Origin of the sequence: Pedobacter nyackensis (genome assembly GCF_032678475.1) — a bacterium.
Lineage (GTDB): Bacteria > Bacteroidota > Bacteroidia > Sphingobacteriales > Sphingobacteriaceae > Pedobacter > Pedobacter nyackensis_A.
The window spans coordinates 519,049-538,389 of sequence record NZ_JAVTSF010000001.1 but is presented as its reverse complement, the minus strand read 5'-3'; the positions used below and the strand labels follow the sequence as shown (position 1 = coordinate 538,389).

Below are 19,341 nucleotides of genomic sequence, written 5' to 3'. Positions count from 1 at the left end.
AAATGAATCTAGCTGATATAAAGTATAATACTTATGATGCGATAGTAATTGGCTCCGGTATTACCGGTGGCTGGGCTGCAAAGGAACTTTGCGAGCGTGGATTAAAAACGCTCTTGCTTGAGAGAGGCAGAGATGTAAAACATGTTGTTGACTATCCAACAGCCAATTTAAATCCCTGGGACTTTAAATATCGGTTAAATAACACGGAAAAGGAAATTGAGGCGACACCACTAAGGGCCTCAATTTCAGATGAAGATGACCGGATGTTTTATGTGAATGATAATGAGCAGCCTTATATTGAAGAAAAACCATTCAAATGGATCCGGGGCTACCAGGTTGGGGGTAGATCGCTTTTATGGGGACGTCAGTGCTATCGCTTAAGTAATTTGGATTTTGAAGCGAATCTAAAAGATGGTAATGGTGTTGACTGGCCAATTCGATATGAGGACCTGGCTCCCTGGTATGACCATGTAGAACGCTTTATTGGAGTAAGTGGCAGCTGTCAGAATTTACCTCATTTACCTGACGGGATTTTTTTGCCACCTATGGAGTTAAATTGTATAGAAAAACATCTGGCTGAATCTATAAAAAAGGATGATGAACGACGTCTACTTATGATTGCCAGAGTAGCAAATTTAACCAGGGGCTGGAATGGACGAGGTCCCTGTCAGTATAGAAATTTATGTACCAGAGGCTGTCCTTTCGGAGGATATTTTAGTAGTAATAGCGCAACAATTCCTGCTGCAGCTGCTACTGGAAATCTGACATTAAGACCTTTTTCAATTGTGAAAGAGATTATTTATGATGATGTTACCCAAAAGGCTAAAGGCGTAAGAGTTATAGATATGAATACGCTTGAGGAAATGGAATTCTATGCAAAGGTGATTTTTTTAAATGCATCTACCATCGCTTCAACATCAATTCTTTTAAATTCTGTTTCAGCACGTTTTCCGAACGGACTTGGTAATGATAGTGGTGAGCTTGGCCATAATTTAATGGATCATCATTCATCATCGGGTGCAATGGGGATACACGAGGGATATACTGACCGTTATTATAAGGGCAGAAGACCCGCAGGCTTTTTGATACCAAGATATAGAAATTTAAAGGGCAATGAAGGACTGGAATTTTTAAGAGGATATAATATACAGGGAAAGGGCGAACGTGAAAATTGGAAGGACAAGATTGGCTCCTTAAAGGGATTTGGCAGTAATTTTAAAGAAGAACTTACAAAACCAGGCCCCTGGGCCGTTTGGATGGCGGGCTGGGGAGAGTGTTTACCTGATTTTAACAATAAAATAAGTCTGGATTTAATCGAAAAAGACCGCTATGGCTTGCCTTTGATTAGAATTAACTTTTCATTTGGAGAAAATGAGAAGTTGATGATGAAAGATATACGTAAGACTGCCGGCGAAATGCTCATACAAGCGGGATTTAAAAACGTAGACACATTTACGTATAACAAACCTGGTGGAGATACTGTTCATGAAATGGGTACAGCCAGAATGGGAAGGGACCCGAAGACTTCTGTTTTGAATGGATTTAACCAGGTTCATGCTGTTAAAAACGTTTTTGTAACTGATGGTAGTTGTATGACATCCTCTGGTTGTCAAAACCCATCGCTTACCTATATGGCACTAACAGCGCGGGCATGTGCTTATGCTGTAGCTGAGATTAAATCAGGAAGTCTTTAAGAATATAAGAAGTATTGTTATGTTTATAAATTATAAAAAGATGCTATGCCTGTCAGACCAATAACTGTACCTGCTTATATTAAAGAACAAATGCATGATGCGGATTGGTTTCTAGGTCATGTGAATGATATTCGTGAGAATTTGAAAAAGTTTTCTCATGATGAACCTGATGTAACTGTAGTAGTACCTGCATTTAATGAAGAGAAATCTATACTTAGAACAATATCATCATTAGCAAGAACGATTACGGATTTACGGGTAGAAATATTGGTTGTTAACAATAATTCTAATGATAATACGCAAGCGTTAATCGAGATGACTGGTGTAAGCAACATTATAGAATATAAACAGGGAGTTAAACATGCGAGAGCTTCTGGATTGGCCGCTGCTAAGGGAAAAATTATCATGAATGCCGATGCGGATTCTGTTTATAGTCCATATTGGGTAGACTTATTGAGCAAACCGCTTTTAGAAAATGAAGATATCGCATGTGCCTATGGTAGGTTCGCATTTTTACCAGATTCTTCTAAATCCAGGATTCCTTATTTTTTATATGAAACAATAGGGGATATCTTTAAAAGTGTAATTCAACGAAATAAAGAGGAAGCCTATTATGCTTACGGCTGTAGTACCGCTTACAGAAAAACACAAGGACTTGAAGTTGGTGGTTATGAGCACCCTCCCGGTGCAAATGAAGATGGTTATCTAGCATTAAAGTTAAGAGAGAAATTTGGCAGACTGTATGGTGTAAAAAACAATCATTCTCTGGTCTGGACATCTGATAGACAGATAATCGAACAAGGAGGGGTATTTAAAGCTTTTACGACTAGACTTTATTCGTTTTCTAAATAGAAATTACTAATTAACTTTAACAAAGGTCGGCGTTTCCGTAACATTTATGACAAGTTTATCGTTAACTGCCACTTTTTTCGAAATCATACTTTCAGCACCGGCAAGCGGATTATATATGGTAACTTCTTGAATTCCTATATCCAAGATTATCGTATAATTCGCCTTTCTATCCTTTTGATCGGGAATGGTCAGGACATAAATTTTACTGTTTCCTGAGGTATATAGGTCAACAATAGGGTCTGTTGAAATCGTTTTTTGATAAGTATATTCTCCCATTAGATTTTTGGCTTGTAGCAGAAAATCTGCTGCAGGTCTTCTTTTCCCGCTTTCAACTAATCCGGAAGAAGAATATTGAGTCGCGTCATTAATATTTACATCATTAAGCATAAAGAAAAAAGTCCTTTTAATGCCTTTTCTTGCATACAAAAGGCTAGTTCTCAATGACCAGTCTGCCTGAGTATCTCTTGTGGACTTGTTACCAATGGCTATTGCTCTTTGTGGACTTGATGGATTTACATCAAAACCACATTCAGTAACCCATACTTCGGCCCCGTTTGCATCTTCTTTACTCATTTTAACAAAATCTGCTGCTACAGAACCTACATTTGTAAGTTCCGGAGCCTTACCTTTTTTCATGTTTTCGTTTGAATACTGATGATAATTGATAACGTCGAAACATAAAGTGTACTTTCCATTTTTTACACGGTTTATTTTACACCAGTTTATCATCTTTCTTACAAATTCGGGATCAGGATCTGCAAGACCAGCCATTACTACTTTAATATTGGGATCAGCGGTTTTTGCCCCTACATTTGCACCCAGAGTCCCCATATGGCCATCATAAAATGCAGAAAGCTGTGCTGCATATTGTTCTGGAGTTTGCTGGGCATTCGGGCCTCTCCAGTTTTTATCAGGCTCGTTGCTGCACTCAAGATATTTAAGGGTATTCAGCCCAATTTTATAACTACCTTGTTCATATGAAGGTGCTTTAATAAGACTTTTATCAATATTAGTATTTGACCCATATCTTGCAGCAAATTGAAAAGCAACTTTTGCCATCTGAATGTAAGACGCAGGAGAGGATTTATCCGCACCATATCGTACAGGTGTATAATCTCTTAAGCTGGAGAAAGGATCAGATTCATTATACTCCGGATAACTTCTCCTCATCCAGCTGGGGATAATTTGAAGGCAAAGTAACGTGGTTATTTTTAATTCGAAATTCTTATTATAGATTTTGTCATAGTGTCCAAGATTAAATGAACCTTCTTCTGGTTCTATTTTCTCCCAGTCAAGATATTGACGGAAGGAGCTGAACGTTTTTATTAATTCAATTTTATTGTTATCAAGCTCAGTAGAATTGTTTTGCGTATACTCCCAATCAAAACCATTTACCCCTATCATATCTTTAAAAAGGGTTCCGTTTGGGGTATTTAGACTATCATCTGGAGTTTGATCCGGATTTCCATTATTTTCTTCCTGAAGGATGGTTGGAAGACTTTCTTTCTTTTTGCAATACAAGCAACTTGTTGAAAAAAGAAGGAATAAAGCTAAAAGAAATCTGGATCTCATTATATGATTATTGGTTATTCAACGGCACCAATTGATGGATTGGAGAGCGATCGCTGATTGCCGTAGATGTCTTTGCTGTAGGCCTGATTTGTTAACGTTTCCAGATTTCTGCCATTTAGCGTTGATCCACTGTTTTTCAGGATCGAGCCAGATCCCAGACTAAACCTCGTATCATCTAAAATTCCAGCTGCCTTGTAAGTGGCTGTATATTTATTACTGTAACCTGTCGGTTTAGTGTCGTTTAATTCATTCCAGATAAAGTTGGTGTTGTTTTGTCCAACCAATGTGAAATTATAACCGAAATTATTGAAAATCTCACAACTTCCACCTAATAAACTATATAGGTCAAGAACCTGCGCTGGGAAGCCTCCTTTAGGTAATAAATTCCCACAGGTATTATTAAAAACCATAGCATTAGAATAGGTAGTTGAGCCGGACATCATATTCCTGGTGAAAGCTTGTAACTCAAATGCACCATATTGTCTGGAGTTCGCAACAATATTATTGAAAATAAGTGTAGTTTGAGGAGTAGTACCTATACTATAAACCCAGGCTCTTAATGCATTGCCCTGATGATCTTTTATGTTGTTGTTATAAAACTTTCCGTTACCCTGCATGTAGAATATCCCATTATGATTGTCATTACTCTGGTTTACATTTTGAACAATATTATTATGAATATTATATCCCTGCACATTTTCAATAGCAACAACACTACCAACATTAGGAGAGTTTTTAAAGGTAATATAGGAGATTTCGATATCCTTTATTAAGCCAACGATAGCGCCATTTTCAGCTGAGCCCCTGAATCTGATTAAGGTACCAGTGTTATCACATTCTATATTGCTGAACTTAATATTTTTAGAATATGATGATTCAGATCCATTGTAAACTTTTTTTGAGTCATATTGAATTGCATTATATGTTTTGACATTAGTAAACTTCACATCTTTAAATGTAAAGTTGTCAATGTTATTTAGCAATTGGACTGATGTTGCATCAGAATTTTTATCTCTAAATACAAACCCTTTATCTAAACCTTTTGTTCCGCTTCCAGTGAAAACTACGTTTTTGATATTGGAAAAAGTTAATTGTTTCTCACCAACCAATTCAACAAGACCATCATTTTGGATCTGTACTATTCCAGTTTCATATAAAAAGTTGCTTACACGGATACTGCTATATGAGCCCGATTTTATCTTAATAACTGAATTCGTCGGGATTTTAAGGGTATTTGCATCAATTGAAAGATTTCCTGATCCTGTTCCTACCTCAAAAATAAGGGTTGGCTTAGGAGGTGTTGTTATGGTCGTGTCTTTAGGTGGATTTGGTTTGATTGGTTCGGCTACTGTAGGCTTTTCTTTTTCTTTTATTACTTCGCCTTTTTTGCAGGCAAAGAACATAAAAACCCCTACACACAATATTAAGTGCATCTTTATTTTGTTTCCCATAATATAGAAGTTATTATAATAACTTATCCCATTGATTTGCAATTGTAATAAAAATCATACAATTAACTACTATGCTTTAATTCAAAGTAGAATTGTTGTGGCTTTAATTCCCCGTATTTTTTTTTAAAAATGTTTAATTAAACAACATGGGGAATGTTTTTCTCGTATTTTTTAAGAATTTATAGAAATTAGTTTATTTCTATTTTTACTTTTTGATGACATTTTGACTCGTAACAGGCCTTTGTTTGCTAAATTGTGGATTTATACTTGTGTACGGGAAATAATGTAAGGTAGTTCCTTGAAAAGTTGGCATGGGGAAAATAATACCCGTTTTAAATTGGTTAATGATTTTTTGTTAACATATTGTTAATCGATAGCCCTCTGTAAATTGATATTTCCACAGTGAGGATACGTTAAACTAGATTTAGCTGTATTATTTGAATATAGTATGCGTTAAACAACTATTTCTTCTTATTTTTAAAAAATGCTTTTGACGATGTTGAAAGTATAGAAATCTTTATAGCAATTTTAACTTGACTTGTAATTCTTTAGTTGTAAGTCCTGGAAGAGGCTATAGTTTTAACTTTTGGATAATTAGGTGCTATGACAAATAAGAATTTGGTTTTGCTTTCGTATGGACGGGAATCCGAGTATTATAGAACTATATTTTGTGTTTTAAGTTTTTTTGCCTGGACCCCGCGTCATAAGATTGATGATGTTAATGTGTTGATATATACAGATAATCCGTTTTTTTTTCAAGAATATTTTAAAGATCTCAAAGTAGAATATGTTACTTTGACGGAAACGATTTTAATGGAGATGATGGGAGATACGGATTACATACATCGAAGGAAAGTGGGGGTGATCGATTTAACTTTTAAAGCTTTTCCAGAAAGAGATCTGTTGTTTGTTGATTCTGATACTTTTTTTATTCATGAAACTGATGAAATGCTTGATGGATTTGCAGAGAACAAGAGTTTTATGCATAAAAGGGAATATAATTTCGAGGAAGGATTGGCTTTGTTTAGCAGTTTCGGTCAGGGACAATACCCAGAAGCGTTTATTAATTATATAACGGATAGAGAATTTGTTATTGGTGGATCTTCAGAACGATTCAGTAAGTATGATTACTGCTGGAATTCCGGTGTGTTGGGGTTGGATAAAAGCTTTGCTTCTTATTTACCTGATATATTTAAATTAGTTGATGAATTTTACAATAATTCCCACTGGTTTATTAGCGAACAACTTGCTTTTGCTCTTGTTTTACAGAAAAGAACTGAAATAAGACCAACAGATAAATTTTTGTTGCACTATTGGGGCGCTCGTCAGAAAGTGCTTGTTGATGGTCTCCTTAAAGAATTATTCGACAGAACTTCACCCGCCAATTTTAATGATATTTCTTTTATAAGGAGTGTAACTAAAAACTGGAAAAATAAAATAGAATTAGATTTGGTACTTGAACAAGCAGTCATGGCATTTTCTCTAGGACATTTAAAATACGGATTAAAGAAATCCGTGCAAGTTTTTTTACACTTCCCTACTGATGTTAAAGTTTATAAAGAGTTATTTTGTGGAATAAAAAGAGGTTCAAATAAAAGTTAATAAATAGAGATGCGTACTGCCCATATTTTAATTGTACATAAAAATCCAAATCAATTAGAACGCTTAATAAAAAGGTTGAAGCATCCTGATTTTGATTTTTACATCCATGTCGATAAAAAAGTTGACATCAGTGATTTCTTGTATTTAAAAGAATTGGAGAATGTTTTTTTTATAAAGAATCGTGTCGTCTGTAATTGGGGTGGTTATAGTACGCTGGAAGCAATGTTGGGTTCTTTAGATGAAGCACTTAAAAATAATTATGGTTTTTATAATTTATTGAGTGCTCAGGATTATTCTCTAAAAAAAAGTGATACAATTCAAGAACTTTTATTAGAAAATCAGGATAAATCCTTTATCTATTATGAACCTGAGGAGGAGTCGGAGTGGTGGACGGACGCGGTGAAAAGATATCAAAAATATCATTTGACAGACTTTAGCTTTCCCGGTAAATTTTTTGTTGAAAGACTAATAAACAAAGTACTTCCTAAGCGTAAGTTTCCGTTAGCATTAAAGTTGTATGGCGGAAGTAAGGCGTGTTGGTGGACTATTAATCATGAATCTGCCGTTTATCTTTTAGATGTTTTTAAGAAAGAAAAGAAATTGCACAGTTTTCTTAGATTTTGTTGGGGAACGGATGAGTTTGTAATCCCTTCAATATTAATGAATTCTCCGTTTAGAAATAAAATTGTCAATAATAATTGGCGCTATATACATTTTCCAAAAGGAAAGGCAAATCCTAAAATCCTCCGAGTTGCTGACTTCGAGGACATGATTAATTCTAATATGGTTTTTGCCAGGAAATTTGATGAGGAGGTAGATGCAGCTATTTTAACGAAGCTGGATCAATACATCGATCGGCTTGACTAAAATAACTTCTTTCTAACGCACTTTATTGTAGATGTTTTTCAATAAAGGGAACATGCTTTCTGGAATTACATCCTTTATTTTTCTTTTTAGTTTCGTTTTCTTAGACTCTCGGACAATAATAGAATTTTCATTGGGCAAGTGTCGTATAATTTGTCTTTTTTGAGAAAGCTGTTTATCTATGGGATCTTCATAATGATATTGATGGGCTTTAAAGTATCCTTTCAAAATTTCACCTATAGCATCGTCACTATGTAACATTTCTTTTTCATACCAGGTAAACTTAAGATCCTTGGCTAGCTTATCTAATATTTCAATGTCTTTATCAGTAACGGTGCTCTTCTGAACTTTGCAGCTGTATAGTAAAGAAAAAAAATACATGTCAGTTCGTAATTCGAAGTAACCGTTTTTATTTACCTTTTTGTTCAACATATCTTTTTGCCAAGAGGTATTATGGTACTTATCTCCAATAAATCTTATGTCAACAGGAATATTTGTACCCCCAACCTTAATAAACCCCTTAGACCCGTCCGACGACAGTTGATTGATGGCCAAAGCCGAGGCAACCCTTTGATAGTTATCTGTTAACAATTCTAAATGATTATAAGAGTTTTCGTGTGGAAACCCTTCATGGTTTTTAAGGACCAGATAGTTATTAGTTAAATTCAGAATTTTAAATAGTTCTTCCCAGTTCGACCAACCATTTGCTCCCTCTAAATCTTTGGTGATTCTTGGGATAGTAGGTGTTTCTCCATCCATTAGTGTATTAAATAATTCAACGCCTAACAATAGTGGCGCTTGAAAAAAGAATTCGTAAATGCCATTTGTTGAATGTACAGCATATTCAACACCTAAGTCATTAAAAATCCATTTTCTAATTTCTGCTTTTACATGTACAGTATTTAAATTAGATAATTCGATGATTTTAGAAGTGGAAATCACATATGCGTAATCTGGTTTAATATCTTTAATTACAAATAGATTAAACTTTTCATCTCCTAGTTTGTCAGCAAATTGAGATTTACGCTTTTCTTTTGGTATGCTATCATATAAAGGGTTTTCATAAAGCCTGGCTGCATTGTCATGAAAATTTTCCTTACTCCATACGATTTCAGTTTCAAGAAGGATTTCAAATTTTGCAGAAAGTAATGCCCTGATTTTGTCTCGATAAGGTCTCGCCGATTTCCATAAAGCAAAACAAGTGTAATCAGCTTCTAAATTGTGGGAGAAGCGGTTGTTTTTTTCAGAAAATTTGATGCTTGAGTAATAATGTGACATGCTTATCTTTACTTTTTTAATTGCTTAAGGATTTTGGTCACTATCTCTTAAAAGCAATTGATATTCTATACAACTAATTTTGGATTATTTTGTTGCAATATAATTCTTTAATTCTTAAGAATGCTTTCTTTTGCATTTCTATTTTTATCGTGGTGTTTTCATTTAAAGCAATGAAGATAAAATAGAAATATAAACAGCTTAGCTCAAAGTCTTCCCATTGGTCTTTCGGTATAATTTCTTTATACTCTTTAATTAATACTTCTTGTAAAGTTGGAAAATCCAGCGTTTCTGATTTTTGAAATAGAATAAAAGCGGTATCAAAGCCAAAAGGGAAAAAGCCGAAGGAATCCCAATCAAGAGTATAATCATTTGAAAATATATTTGTACCATGAATATCGGCATGGGTTAATACCAATGGTTGCTGATTTATAATTACCTCAATTGTATGTAATGAAAGCTTATGCGCTGATAAATTTTGAATATCTTTTTCTGCAGTTTTTATATTTCTAGTGTAGTAGTAATAACTGGTGTAATCCTTGAGTGAACTTTCAGCATTATTGATCAGCTCCTTCATTTGTTTAGAGTTGGAAATACCTAGAAGTTGCTTCGAAATGTTAAAGGGAGCAGCATCTAATTGTTGCTGAGATAAAGAAACAAGATCTATAAACTCAAAGTAAACAATGGTGATTAAATCCCCCTTTATGACTTTATGGAGCTTTGGTGGTTTTACAGAGATATTCGAAAGAAGAGGATATACATTAGTATAAAACCATTCAATTTTTAAAAGATCTCTGGTGTTGTTAAAGTAAACTTTTTCGAAATAGCAGTTGTCATCAAAACAAACCTTTCGAAAGACTCCAAAATTTCCGGTTCCAAAGCCGCTTCCAACAAATTTTGAGCTGTTAAAATTGTTGTCCCAGTCTACTACCTTTCTCTTAAGGATTTTATTATATAGTTTCTGATTATTCGCTACTTTTATTTGAAGTGCAAGTTTCCTCAATTCATGGTGCTGTACAGCTTCATGAGCATGCTCTAATTTTTCAAATAGTTGATCGTCATTCGGAACTTGTTCTACTATAAATCCTAAATTATGTATTAATCGTTTTAATAAATTTTTGATTTTATAAATCATTATAAAAAGAAGCGTGTGAATATTTAATTGTATTTGCTAAGCCTTACCGTCCTTGAAGATCAACATTTTTTCTAAAAATTTCATGCTTTTCTGCTAGTTCGTCAAAATTACCTTCACACTCTATTGTTCCTTCATTTAAGTATATGATTCGATCGACATTGCGGATGGTGGATAGACGATGGGCAACAATTAGTATGGTGTATTTACCTTGTAAACTCTCAATACTTTGGCGAATGACAATTTCTGTTTCAGAATCTAATGCCGAAGTAGCTTCATCCATAATCAGAATATCAATGTCTTTATAAAGTTCTCTGGCTATTGAAATTCTCTGCTTTTGTCCACCACTTAAGTTGATCCCATTATTACCCAATTCTGTTTCTTTTCCATCAGGAAGTTTGTGCATGAATTTTGATAAAGATGCTTGTTGAATCGTTCTCTCAAAACGTTCTAAATTCTCAGGTGTTTGTTCTGCCCAAAAGGTGATGTTGTTGTAAATATTGTCGTTGAAAATTACGGGGTCCTGCGTAATGTATCCTATTCTATTTTGATAGGTATTCTTGTCTAATTCTTTGAATGTGATACCATCGACACTTATTTCTCCTTTATTCTCAGGCAGGAGGCCTGCAATGAGGTTTACTAATGTGGTTTTGCCACTACCACTCTCACCAACAAAAGCTATACTCTGGTATTTTGGGATGGTCAATTGGATATTTCTTAAGATCTTTGTGTCGCCATAAGCAAAGTCAACATTGTTTACGTGTATTGATCTTTCAAATTTTTCAAATTTTATAGATCCATTTTTTTCCTTGTTAGATTCAATGTTCTCTATAAAATCCTGCATGTTTTCGAGAGAACCACTATTACCTAAAAAGGCATTCCAGTGCCCCTGTGTGTGTATTAAGGCCGTTAATGCTCTGTAAAAAAATAATAAACTAACTAAAATTGTGGCCATTGTACCTCCAAAAATTTCCGTTTGTATTAGAATTACACCAGCTATAACCGCAACCAATAATGGTTCTCTTGCGGAAGAACCTATGGCACCTAGTATCCCGATTCTTTTTCTCGAAAATTCTATTTCGTCTATTGTACGTTTAAGCTTTTCAGCGTAACGCTGTATCCTTCCGGTAGCCTTCAAATATTTAAAGTTTCCAATATGTTGGATAATTAATCCTTGATAACTGTTATTAGAAGACGTTAACTCTTTTGATGCACTTTTTGTACGATTATAAATGAACTTGTAAGAAATGCTAATGATCATTCCACCGGCAGTAACAAGAACAGCAAATTGCGCATCAACAAAGAAAGCGAAGGATATATATACAATAACCATGATTCCTTCCTGAATGGCACCAAAATAAGAAGAGTAAGCTTTAGCTACGCTATCTACTTCTCCGCTCATCGTGTTTTGAATACGACCTGCATCTGAAGTAATAAAACTTTTAAAGCTCATTTTGTTTAAAGCATTCAGCAATCTTAATCGTATTTTTTTTATAAATGCTTGTAACAGCGTAACTATATAGGCTGAAGTGAAGTAATATGCAATGCCCTTACAAATAAAAAATATGAGCATAAAAAGCAACACAAAGCCAGTAGTAAGTTCTATACCCATAGCCTGGATACCATCAACCAGGAAACTTAGATTTCCAAGAACTTCCGAATTGATTTGCCCTTTGTGTTCAACAGTTTGCAATAGTGGTAAGAACATGGATAAACCCAAACCATCTAAAACGGTTACAATGATACTCAGGGTAAGGGCTATGAATATTCTATTGTGTAGGTATTGGTAAAAAAAGACAAAATTACTAAAATGTTTTTTGATAAGTTTTTTTAAACTATTCATACGATGGCGTGTCCGGAATTTTTGTTTAAATATATATATATAATGTCATATCTATTTTAGAATGTTTAAAAAACAATATGGGGGGAGGTATTTTTAGTTTTTAAAAGTGGTTTTGGTGTAAAAACTATATCGTTTAAGGTGGTTAATATTTGTTTTTAAGACTGTATATTTACATTCTGTAACATCTTTATTAGTAAACGCCATAATTAATGAGTTTAACCTCGATAATCACAGTTAATTTTAATCAGCCGAAGGTCACGCTTGACTTTCTCAGGTCAGTAAAGGAAAATACATCAGTTGAAAATGTAGAGGTTATTTTGGTTGATAATGGGAGTAGGGAAGATCATGAGGAGTTGTTTAAATCTGTTTATCAGGGGCTTGTTTACATCAGATCATCAATGAATCTTGGATTTGCAGGAGGTAATAACCTCGGGATTAAAGTCGCTAATGGTGATTACCTGCTATTACTTAATAACGATACCGAAATTACCGATAACCTTATCGAGACATTAACTGCTGAGTTGGATAATCATCCGGAAATTGGAATTATATCGCCCCTAATTTTATATTTTGATCAACCTGAGGTGATTCAATACGCTGGGTTTACAGCGATGAATTATCTTACCTGCAGAAATCAGGGGATTGGCAATATGGAAATCGATAAAAGGCAGTTCGACATGGATAGTAGGGAAACCGGATATTGCCATGGTGCTGCAATGATGTGTCGCAAAGCAGACTTGGAAACTGTTGGTATGATGGCCGAAAATTTCTTTTTGTATTACGAGGAATTAGACTGGTGTGAGAAATTCAAAAAGGCAGGTAAAAAGATTTGGTTTACAGGAAAAACCAGAGTTTATCATAAAGAATCTATGAGTGTTGGTAAAGAAAGTAGTATCAAAACTTATTTTATGACACGCAACCGTTTGCTTTTTATCAGGAGGAATACCAGTCTGTACAATACACTGTTTTTTACTGTTTACTACCTTTTGTTTGCTTGTAGTAAGCAAATTTTTGCATACCTTTTAAAAGGCAGGTCGGATTTAGTAAAGTGGGTATTTAAGGGGATACTTTGGAATTTTACCAATACAAAAAACAGTAATAAACTTGGTTTTAAAATATAAAATATGATTATAGCTTTCTGGGTTAGTCTTTTTATCATCTTGTATACTTTTGTTGGATATGGACTGCTATTGTTTGTTCTTGTTAAAATAAAAAGAATATTAACTAAAGCAGTAGCTTTTAAAGATATTCCTGAACATTTGCTTAAAGTTACGGTATTAATAGCAGCCTATAACGAAGAAGACATCATTATTGATAAAGTGAAAAACACGCTTGAACTCAATTATCCGGAAGATAAAATACAAGTTATATTCATTACCGATGGCTCTACTGATCAAACGGTCGAAAAACTGCGGAATATTGATGGAATTACGTTGTTACACGAGGATATTCGGTCAGGAAAAATGGCTGCCATCAAAAGGGCTATACCCTTTATTAATGGTGATGTAACCATATTTACAGATGCAAATACCTTTTTAAATAAAAATGCAATTCTTGAGCTGGTAAAGCATTATCAGAACAATAGGGTTGGAGCTGTGGCGGGCGAAAAACGAATTTTAGTGGATGAGAAAGCCGACGCTAGTTCTGCTGGCGAGGGCTTCTATTGGAAATACGAATCAGCACTCAAAAAGTGGGATTATGAGTTATATTCGAATGTTGGTGCCGCTGGCGAGTTGTTTAGTATACGAACAGCATTGTATCAACCTGTTGAATCGGATACGATTATTGACGATCATATGATTGCCATGAGAATAGCTGAAAAGGGGTATGTTATTGCCTATGAGCCGAATGCGTATGCTATGGAAACGGCTTCGGCCAATACAAAAGAAGAGTTGAAAAGGAAAATAAGGATAGCAGCAGGGGGGATTCAATCTATATTCCGTTTAAAAAAAGCGGCCAATCCTTTTTACTACCCTATACTTACTTTTCAATATATTAGTCACAGGGTTTTAAGATGGACAATTACCCCCTTTTTGCTCATTTTAGTCTTTATTTTAAATGCTTTGATAGTGGCCAATGATGGAGGAGCAGTTTATAAAGTAATGTTTGCTTTACAAACCGTGTTTTACCTGTTAAGTCTAATCGGTATGTTTTTTGAAAGCAAAAACATACGTATCAAAGTTCTTTTTATTCCTTTTTACTTTTGTGTTATGAATTACGCAGTAATTGCAGGTATCATAAGATATTTTAAAAAGAATCAAAGTGCTGCCTGGGAAAAATCAAAAAGAAAATAGTTAACAGTTTCTCCAAAATTTAGTTAGTTGCATATTGCTTAAGGCTAGGGTAAATACATATTTCATATCATCTAGATTAAAGGTATCTAGCTTGTAATTCATTTCATTTCTTGTAATGTATTCATTTAAAACATTCAGTTCGTTTAATTGATCAATCAAACCTTCGCCTGAAGCTTTCAATATTGCCTCTTTTCGGGTCCACAGCGCATAAAAGTTCAATGGTTTGTTTTTTCCTGAAGTGATAAAGAATTGTTCTTCAATATTGAATAATTCATTTAGCATTGGGGGATAATCGAATTTAGAATCAATGGACTCAATATCAATTCCAATTGGATTAGGGCTGACCGCAATAAAGACGTAATCACCACTATGAGATACATTAAATTCAATTCCATCAATTGCAGGTTTTTTATTGCCTGAGTAATGGAATTGAATTTCTGAAGTTTTAAGGTTTGTGATAAAAGTAGGTAAAACGGTTCTTAAAAAATATCTGGTAACAATAAAGGTTTCTCTATCTTTTTGGTGAAAATAACGAGAAGCCTTATAAAGTTCGTCTTTGGAGAGTATTTGCTTATACAGGTGTATTATTTTACTAAAATATTGGCTGGTACTTACCTTAAAAAGATGGTTCTCAAGCCTATTTATGCATGATTTATTTGTCCACAGTTCCCAGTCATCTCGACTATGTAAAGTTTTAACCATTTTAAATGCACCCCTTTAATCTATTTTAATTCTCACTTATTTGAATTTTAGCTAGCTCTTGATGAAGTTTAGCCGCGAGATGATGAACAAAATCGGGTTTAAAAAAGTCCAGATGACCGATGGGGAGATCCACCGATGTCAGTCCTTTATCTATATATGGAGCCCAGCCGTTGCTTTCAAAATGACTGTAATAAGTTGTTCTCGGATCATTGGATTTGAATAAATAAGCATGGCCATCGTAAGGTGTAAAAATGTACTTTTTCATTAGTCTGTCATTTGACCATTTTAGTTCCAATAACTTATTTTCATGTATACTCATATCGATCACTTTTTTGGGCTTAAACTTCGCATAAATATTATAGAGTGTACCCAATGTAAAGTCTCGTTTATCTTTAAGAAAAGCTTTTGGGGTGCGGATAAAAAATAGTCCGCTGTATATAAGTTTCTTATAAAAGAAATTGATGTAAGGCATGATTCTTTTTTGTTTTTTTAACATTGCAATATCACTTACTTCAGTATAGGTGTCAAAAAAAGCTAAAAAAGGAACTTCCTTACCAAGTTCTTTTAACTGTTTCGCCATTTCAAATGCGATAATACCTCCTGAGGAATATCCCGATACCAAATAGGGGCCGTCTGGATTATATTTCATAATTTCTGAAATATAGTGTGCTGCAGTTTCACTAACTGAATCAAAATGGAAATCATCGCCATTTAAACCTTTTGCTTGTAGTCCATATATCGGTTGATCATCTTCTATTACCTTAGCCAGGTTCCGGAAACCTAATACATTTAATCCCCATCCATGTACAATATAAAGCGGAGGTTTATTTCCTGTCGCTTTAATAGGAACCAGAGAATTCCACTCAATATCGCTTTCATCAAACTCAATCAGTTTGGCCAACTTTTCTAATGTAGAATTTTCAAACAAAGAAGCCAGGGGCAATCGCTTGCCTGTTTCTTTTTCGATTGACATCATTACCTTAATTGCGATTAGCGAATGCCCGCCCAAATCAAAAAAGTCATCTTCTGGTTTAACAGACTCTATTTTTAAAGTTTCAGACCAAATTTTTGCCAGCATCTCTTCGCTTCGTCCTTTTAATGGTCTAGACGAAGCTTCATTAAGAATATATTTATATTCAGGTTTTGGCAAGACCTTTTTGTCTACTTTATGATTGTTTGTAAGTGGCATTTTTTTGAGTACAACCCAATCGTTAGGAATCATATAATACGGAAGTTCCTCTTTTAACAAGTTTTTCCATGAATCAATTTCTTCCTTTGTAAGTCTGTCATTTCCATTAACAACATAAGCTACCAGACGTTGATCTCCCGGATTATCTTCCCGCATGGTAACGACACCTTCTTTTATTCCATTAAGCTTTAATAAATGATATTCGATTTCTTCCAGCTCAATACGATGTCCACGTAATTTAACCTGCTGGTCAATTCTTCCCAGACATTGAATCTCACCATTGCTTAAGAATTTTCCTAGATCTCCGGTTCTGTATATCTTAGCTCCATCAACTAATAGATCTGTACTTCTAAACTTTTCAGATGTAAGTTCAGGTCTATTCAGGTAGCCAATTGATAAGCCATCTCCGCCAATGCATATTTCTCCGGAAGAACCAATTGGGGAATGATTCAGATCTTTATCTAAAATAAATATAGCTGTATTATCTATCGGCCTTCCGATACTTATAATTTCGTCAGTCGGTAATATTTCTTTTAAGGTGGACCATATGGTTGTTTCGGTAGGACCGTACATATTCCAAAGTGAACTACATCTTTTCAGTAGTTTTTCAGCAAGGTCCTTCGCTAATGGTTCTCCACCACAAAGCGCTTTTATAGGCAAACAGTCATCCCAGCCAGCATCCATCAGCATTCTCCAGGTCGAAGGTGTAGCCTGCATAATTGTTACTTTAGCATCTTTAATAAACTGAAATAACGTTATACCATTTCTAGCCGTATCTGTATCTGCCAAAGCAATCTCTGCTCCGGTAATTAATGGCAGGTATAATTCTAATCCTGCAATATCAAATGATATCGTTGTGATGGCCAAGACTATGTCTTTCTCATCAATTCCTGGCTCTTTTTGCATACTTAGCAGGAAATTAACCAAACTGCTATGGGTTATTTGTACTCCCTTTGGTAACCCTGTTGAGCCTGATGTATAAAGGATGTAAGCGAGGTCACGCCCTTTAACAGATGTTTCAGGCAAACTTGCATCATATATATCAAGTTTAGCCCAGATATCTTCAATTAATAATTGTGTTGCATCACTTTTAAAGCTGTCTTGATAATCTCTGCTTGTAATTAATATTTTGGCACCAGAGTCGGCCAGCATATATTCAATACGATCTTTTGGATATTGTGGGTCAAGTGGTATATAGGCAGCTCCAGCTTTCATTATAGCTAGTAAGCTGATTAACATTTCTGTTGACCTATCTAAGGACAAACCAATTTTATCACCAACTTTTATACCTTTTGCAGTCAATAGTCTGGCAAGCTGATTGGATTTGCTTTCAAGTAAACTATAAGATGTTTTTTCATCTTTAAATGTCACTGCTGTGCGATTTGGATAAAGCCTGGCAGTTTCGCTTATTAATTTTGTAACGATTGTATTTTTATCATAATAGCTGGTAGTGTTGTTCCATTGGCTGGTTTGTTTAATTAATGCATCTTTATCATATAACAAAATGTTACTGATCCTTATGTTAGGCTTTTTTATGACAGTTTTTAATAATAGTAAGAAAGAGTCATTCAATTGGCTGATAGTAGTTGAATCAAAAAGGTTTATATTATAAGACCATTCTAAAATTATTGCGTCTTTGTCACTATTAATATTTAAAAAGATTTCGAATGTTTCGGACGGTCTGGCATTTGAAGTTAGATGATGGGACAAGCCTTCAAATGCAAAATTGGTATCCATACCCAAACTTACATTAAACATAATGGGTACTAATGGTATCCTTGAATCTTCTCTTTTTAGTTTTAGCTTTTTTATAAGCTCTCCAAACGTAATGCGTTGATGTTCGTAGTCATCATAGAATTTAGTTTTTCGTATACGCAGATATTCGTCGAAGGATAAGCTTTCATCTAATTCGGATTTTAATGGAAGTAAATTTACACAATGTCCCACTAAATAGAAGTTTTCAGTCGCTGCCTGTCCGGCGGTTGGTAGCCCGATAACAATTTCATTTTGACCGGTTACCTTATGAAGTAGTATTTCGAATCCGCTAAGGAGTGTAACAACGAGTGTTGCATCTGCATCTGCTCCTAATTTTTTTAACTGCTTTACATCATCGCTGTCTATTCTATAATCATATCTACGTCCCGCATAACTTCGAGGAGAAAGACGGGGACGGTCGGTCGGTAAGTCGGTAACTGGTACAGATGACTTAAATGTATTTAACCAGTACTTTTCAATTTCCGAATAGTTCTGAGTTTCTTTAAAATGGATTTCTTCATCATTGTAATCACTTATTTGAGTTATATTTTTAGCTGCGAGTGGTCGTTTTTTTACAAGGTCAGAGTAAAGCTCTGCAATATCTTGAAGCAAAATTCCTACTGACCAACCATCCGCAATAATATGATGAACGATTAGGGTGAAAAGATGACTCGTGTCGGTTTTCTTATGTAAAAAAAATCTAAATAATGGCCCTTTCAATAAATCAAAGGAAGTGCTCATTTCGGTGTCAAGAAAATCTTTAATCTGACTTTCCTGCTGATCTCCGCGCAGGGTAGATAGATCATTGATTTCCAGTGAAAAAGGAACATCTTTACTTACCATTAAATATTCACCGAGTGGATCAAATGTGGCACGTAGCGCTTCATGTCTGGAAATTAAAATAGATATCGTTTGTTTAAATGCTTCAAAATTAAAAGTGCCATCTAATTTAACAGAGACGGATAGATTATAAGCTAGATTAGCTTCATTACCACCAAGAATACAGGAAGCCCAGATTTCTTTCTGTGGTTCACTAATTTGAACAACCTTTTCAAGTTGGTGGTTTTCAAACGGGTTAAAGTCAACGGGTATTAGTGAAAAATTAGATTCCATACT

13 protein-coding genes are annotated in these 19,341 nt (G+C 34.7%); 6 read left to right on the top strand and 7 right to left on the bottom strand.

All coding sequences use genetic code 11. From position 1 onward, the window contains the following. Nucleotides 1-2: 2 nt before the first annotated feature. Both R2Q84_RS02220 and R2Q84_RS02215 read left to right on the top strand, forming a co-directional pair. Nucleotides 3-1,694, top strand: a complete 1,692-nt coding sequence (locus tag R2Q84_RS02220) for a GMC family oxidoreductase (RefSeq protein ID WP_316814889.1) — start codon at nt 3-5, stop codon at nt 1,692-1,694. A gap of 45 nt (nt 1,695-1,739) precedes the next feature. Next, nucleotides 1,740-2,546: a glycosyltransferase family A protein gene (locus R2Q84_RS02215; protein ID WP_316814888.1), complete on the top strand. Its 807-nt coding sequence runs from the start codon at nt 1,740-1,742 to the stop codon at nt 2,544-2,546. A gap of 6 nt (nt 2,547-2,552) precedes the next feature. Here the strand turns inward: R2Q84_RS02215 and R2Q84_RS02210 are convergent, their stop codons facing one another. Continuing rightward, entirely contained in the window at nt 2,553-4,118 is a 1,566-nt protein-coding gene (locus tag R2Q84_RS02210; protein ID WP_316814887.1) for a beta-galactosidase, read from the bottom strand. Between the two features lie 14 nt (nt 4,119-4,132). Continuing rightward, entirely contained in the window at nt 4,133-5,569 is a 1,437-nt protein-coding gene (locus tag R2Q84_RS02205; protein WP_316814886.1) for a hypothetical protein, read from the bottom strand. 603 nt (nt 5,570-6,172) lie between these two features. Between R2Q84_RS02205 and R2Q84_RS02200 the strand changes: the two genes are divergently transcribed. Then, nucleotides 6,173-7,171: a hypothetical protein gene (locus tag R2Q84_RS02200; protein WP_316814885.1), complete on the top strand. Its 999-nt coding sequence runs from the start codon at nt 6,173-6,175 to the stop codon at nt 7,169-7,171. Between the two features lie 9 nt (nt 7,172-7,180). Continuing rightward, nucleotides 7,181-8,038, top strand: a complete 858-nt coding sequence (locus tag R2Q84_RS02195) for a beta-1,6-N-acetylglucosaminyltransferase (RefSeq protein ID WP_316814884.1) — start codon at nt 7,181-7,183, stop codon at nt 8,036-8,038. Nucleotides 8,039-8,050: 12 nt separating this feature from the next. Here R2Q84_RS02195 and R2Q84_RS02190 read toward each other — a convergent pair whose 3' ends face one another. The 3 genes from R2Q84_RS02190 to R2Q84_RS02180 form a co-directional block, all read right to left on the bottom strand. Further along, on the bottom strand, nt 8,051-9,313 hold the full coding sequence (locus R2Q84_RS02190; protein ID WP_316814883.1) for a hypothetical protein: 1,263 nt from the start codon (nt 9,311-9,313) through the stop codon (nt 8,051-8,053). Nucleotides 9,314-9,386: 73 nt separating this feature from the next. After that, nucleotides 9,387-10,445: a hypothetical protein gene (locus R2Q84_RS02185; protein ID WP_316814882.1), complete on the bottom strand. Its 1,059-nt coding sequence runs from the start codon at nt 10,443-10,445 to the stop codon at nt 9,387-9,389. A gap of 43 nt (nt 10,446-10,488) precedes the next feature. Beyond that, nucleotides 10,489-12,285 (bottom strand): ABC transporter ATP-binding protein, encoded by a 1,797-nt coding sequence (locus R2Q84_RS02180; protein WP_316814881.1) that lies wholly within the window; start codon nt 12,283-12,285, stop codon nt 10,489-10,491. 209 nt (nt 12,286-12,494) lie between these two features. Here R2Q84_RS02180 and R2Q84_RS02175 point away from each other — a divergent pair, with 209 nt between their 5' ends. Next, nucleotides 12,495-13,406, top strand: a complete 912-nt coding sequence (locus R2Q84_RS02175) for a glycosyltransferase family 2 protein (RefSeq protein ID WP_316814880.1) — start codon at nt 12,495-12,497, stop codon at nt 13,404-13,406. Between the two features lie 3 nt (nt 13,407-13,409). Next, nucleotides 13,410-14,579: a glycosyltransferase family 2 protein gene (locus tag R2Q84_RS02170; protein WP_316814879.1), complete on the top strand. Its 1,170-nt coding sequence runs from the start codon at nt 13,410-13,412 to the stop codon at nt 14,577-14,579. Here R2Q84_RS02170 and R2Q84_RS02165 read toward each other — a convergent pair whose 3' ends face one another. Both R2Q84_RS02165 and R2Q84_RS02160 read right to left on the bottom strand, forming a co-directional pair. Continuing rightward, nucleotides 14,580-15,281, bottom strand: coding sequence for a 4'-phosphopantetheinyl transferase family protein (locus R2Q84_RS02165; RefSeq protein WP_316814878.1), 702 nt, complete (start codon nt 15,279-15,281; stop codon nt 14,580-14,582). It lies immediately after the preceding gene. A 25-nt stretch (nt 15,282-15,306) separates the two neighbouring features. Further along, nucleotides 15,307-19,338, bottom strand: coding sequence for an amino acid adenylation domain-containing protein (locus R2Q84_RS02160; RefSeq protein WP_316814877.1), 4,032 nt, complete (start codon nt 19,336-19,338; stop codon nt 15,307-15,309). Between the last annotated feature and the right edge of the window lie 3 nt (nt 19,339-19,341).

Excerpts from the sequence above, each read along its gene's own strand:
- R2Q84_RS02220 (WP_316814889.1), top strand. The coding sequence starts at position 3 with ATGAATCTAGCTGATATAAAGTATAATACTTATGATGCGATAGTAATT.
- R2Q84_RS02215 (WP_316814888.1), top strand. The coding sequence starts at position 1,740 with ATGCCTGTCAGACCAATAACTGTACCTGCTTATATTAAAGAACAAATG.
- R2Q84_RS02210 (WP_316814887.1), bottom strand. The coding sequence starts at position 4,118 with ATGAGATCCAGATTTCTTTTAGCTTTATTCCTTCTTTTTTCAACAAGT.
- R2Q84_RS02205 (WP_316814886.1), bottom strand. The coding sequence starts at position 5,569 with ATGGGAAACAAAATAAAGATGCACTTAATATTGTGTGTAGGGGTTTTT.
- R2Q84_RS02200 (WP_316814885.1), top strand. The coding sequence starts at position 6,173 with ATGACAAATAAGAATTTGGTTTTGCTTTCGTATGGACGGGAATCCGAG.
- R2Q84_RS02195 (WP_316814884.1), top strand. The coding sequence starts at position 7,181 with ATGCGTACTGCCCATATTTTAATTGTACATAAAAATCCAAATCAATTA.
- R2Q84_RS02190 (WP_316814883.1), bottom strand. The coding sequence starts at position 9,313 with ATGTCACATTATTACTCAAGCATCAAATTTTCTGAAAAAAACAACCGC.
- R2Q84_RS02185 (WP_316814882.1), bottom strand. The coding sequence starts at position 10,445 with ATGATTTATAAAATCAAAAATTTATTAAAACGATTAATACATAATTTA.
- R2Q84_RS02180 (WP_316814881.1), bottom strand. The coding sequence starts at position 12,285 with ATGAATAGTTTAAAAAAACTTATCAAAAAACATTTTAGTAATTTTGTC.
- R2Q84_RS02175 (WP_316814880.1), top strand. The coding sequence starts at position 12,495 with ATGAGTTTAACCTCGATAATCACAGTTAATTTTAATCAGCCGAAGGTC.
- R2Q84_RS02170 (WP_316814879.1), top strand. The coding sequence starts at position 13,410 with ATGATTATAGCTTTCTGGGTTAGTCTTTTTATCATCTTGTATACTTTT.
- R2Q84_RS02165 (WP_316814878.1), bottom strand. The coding sequence starts at position 15,281 with ATGGTTAAAACTTTACATAGTCGAGATGACTGGGAACTGTGGACAAAT.
- R2Q84_RS02160 (WP_316814877.1), bottom strand. The coding sequence starts at position 19,338 with ATGGAATCTAATTTTTCACTAATACCCGTTGACTTTAACCCGTTTGAA.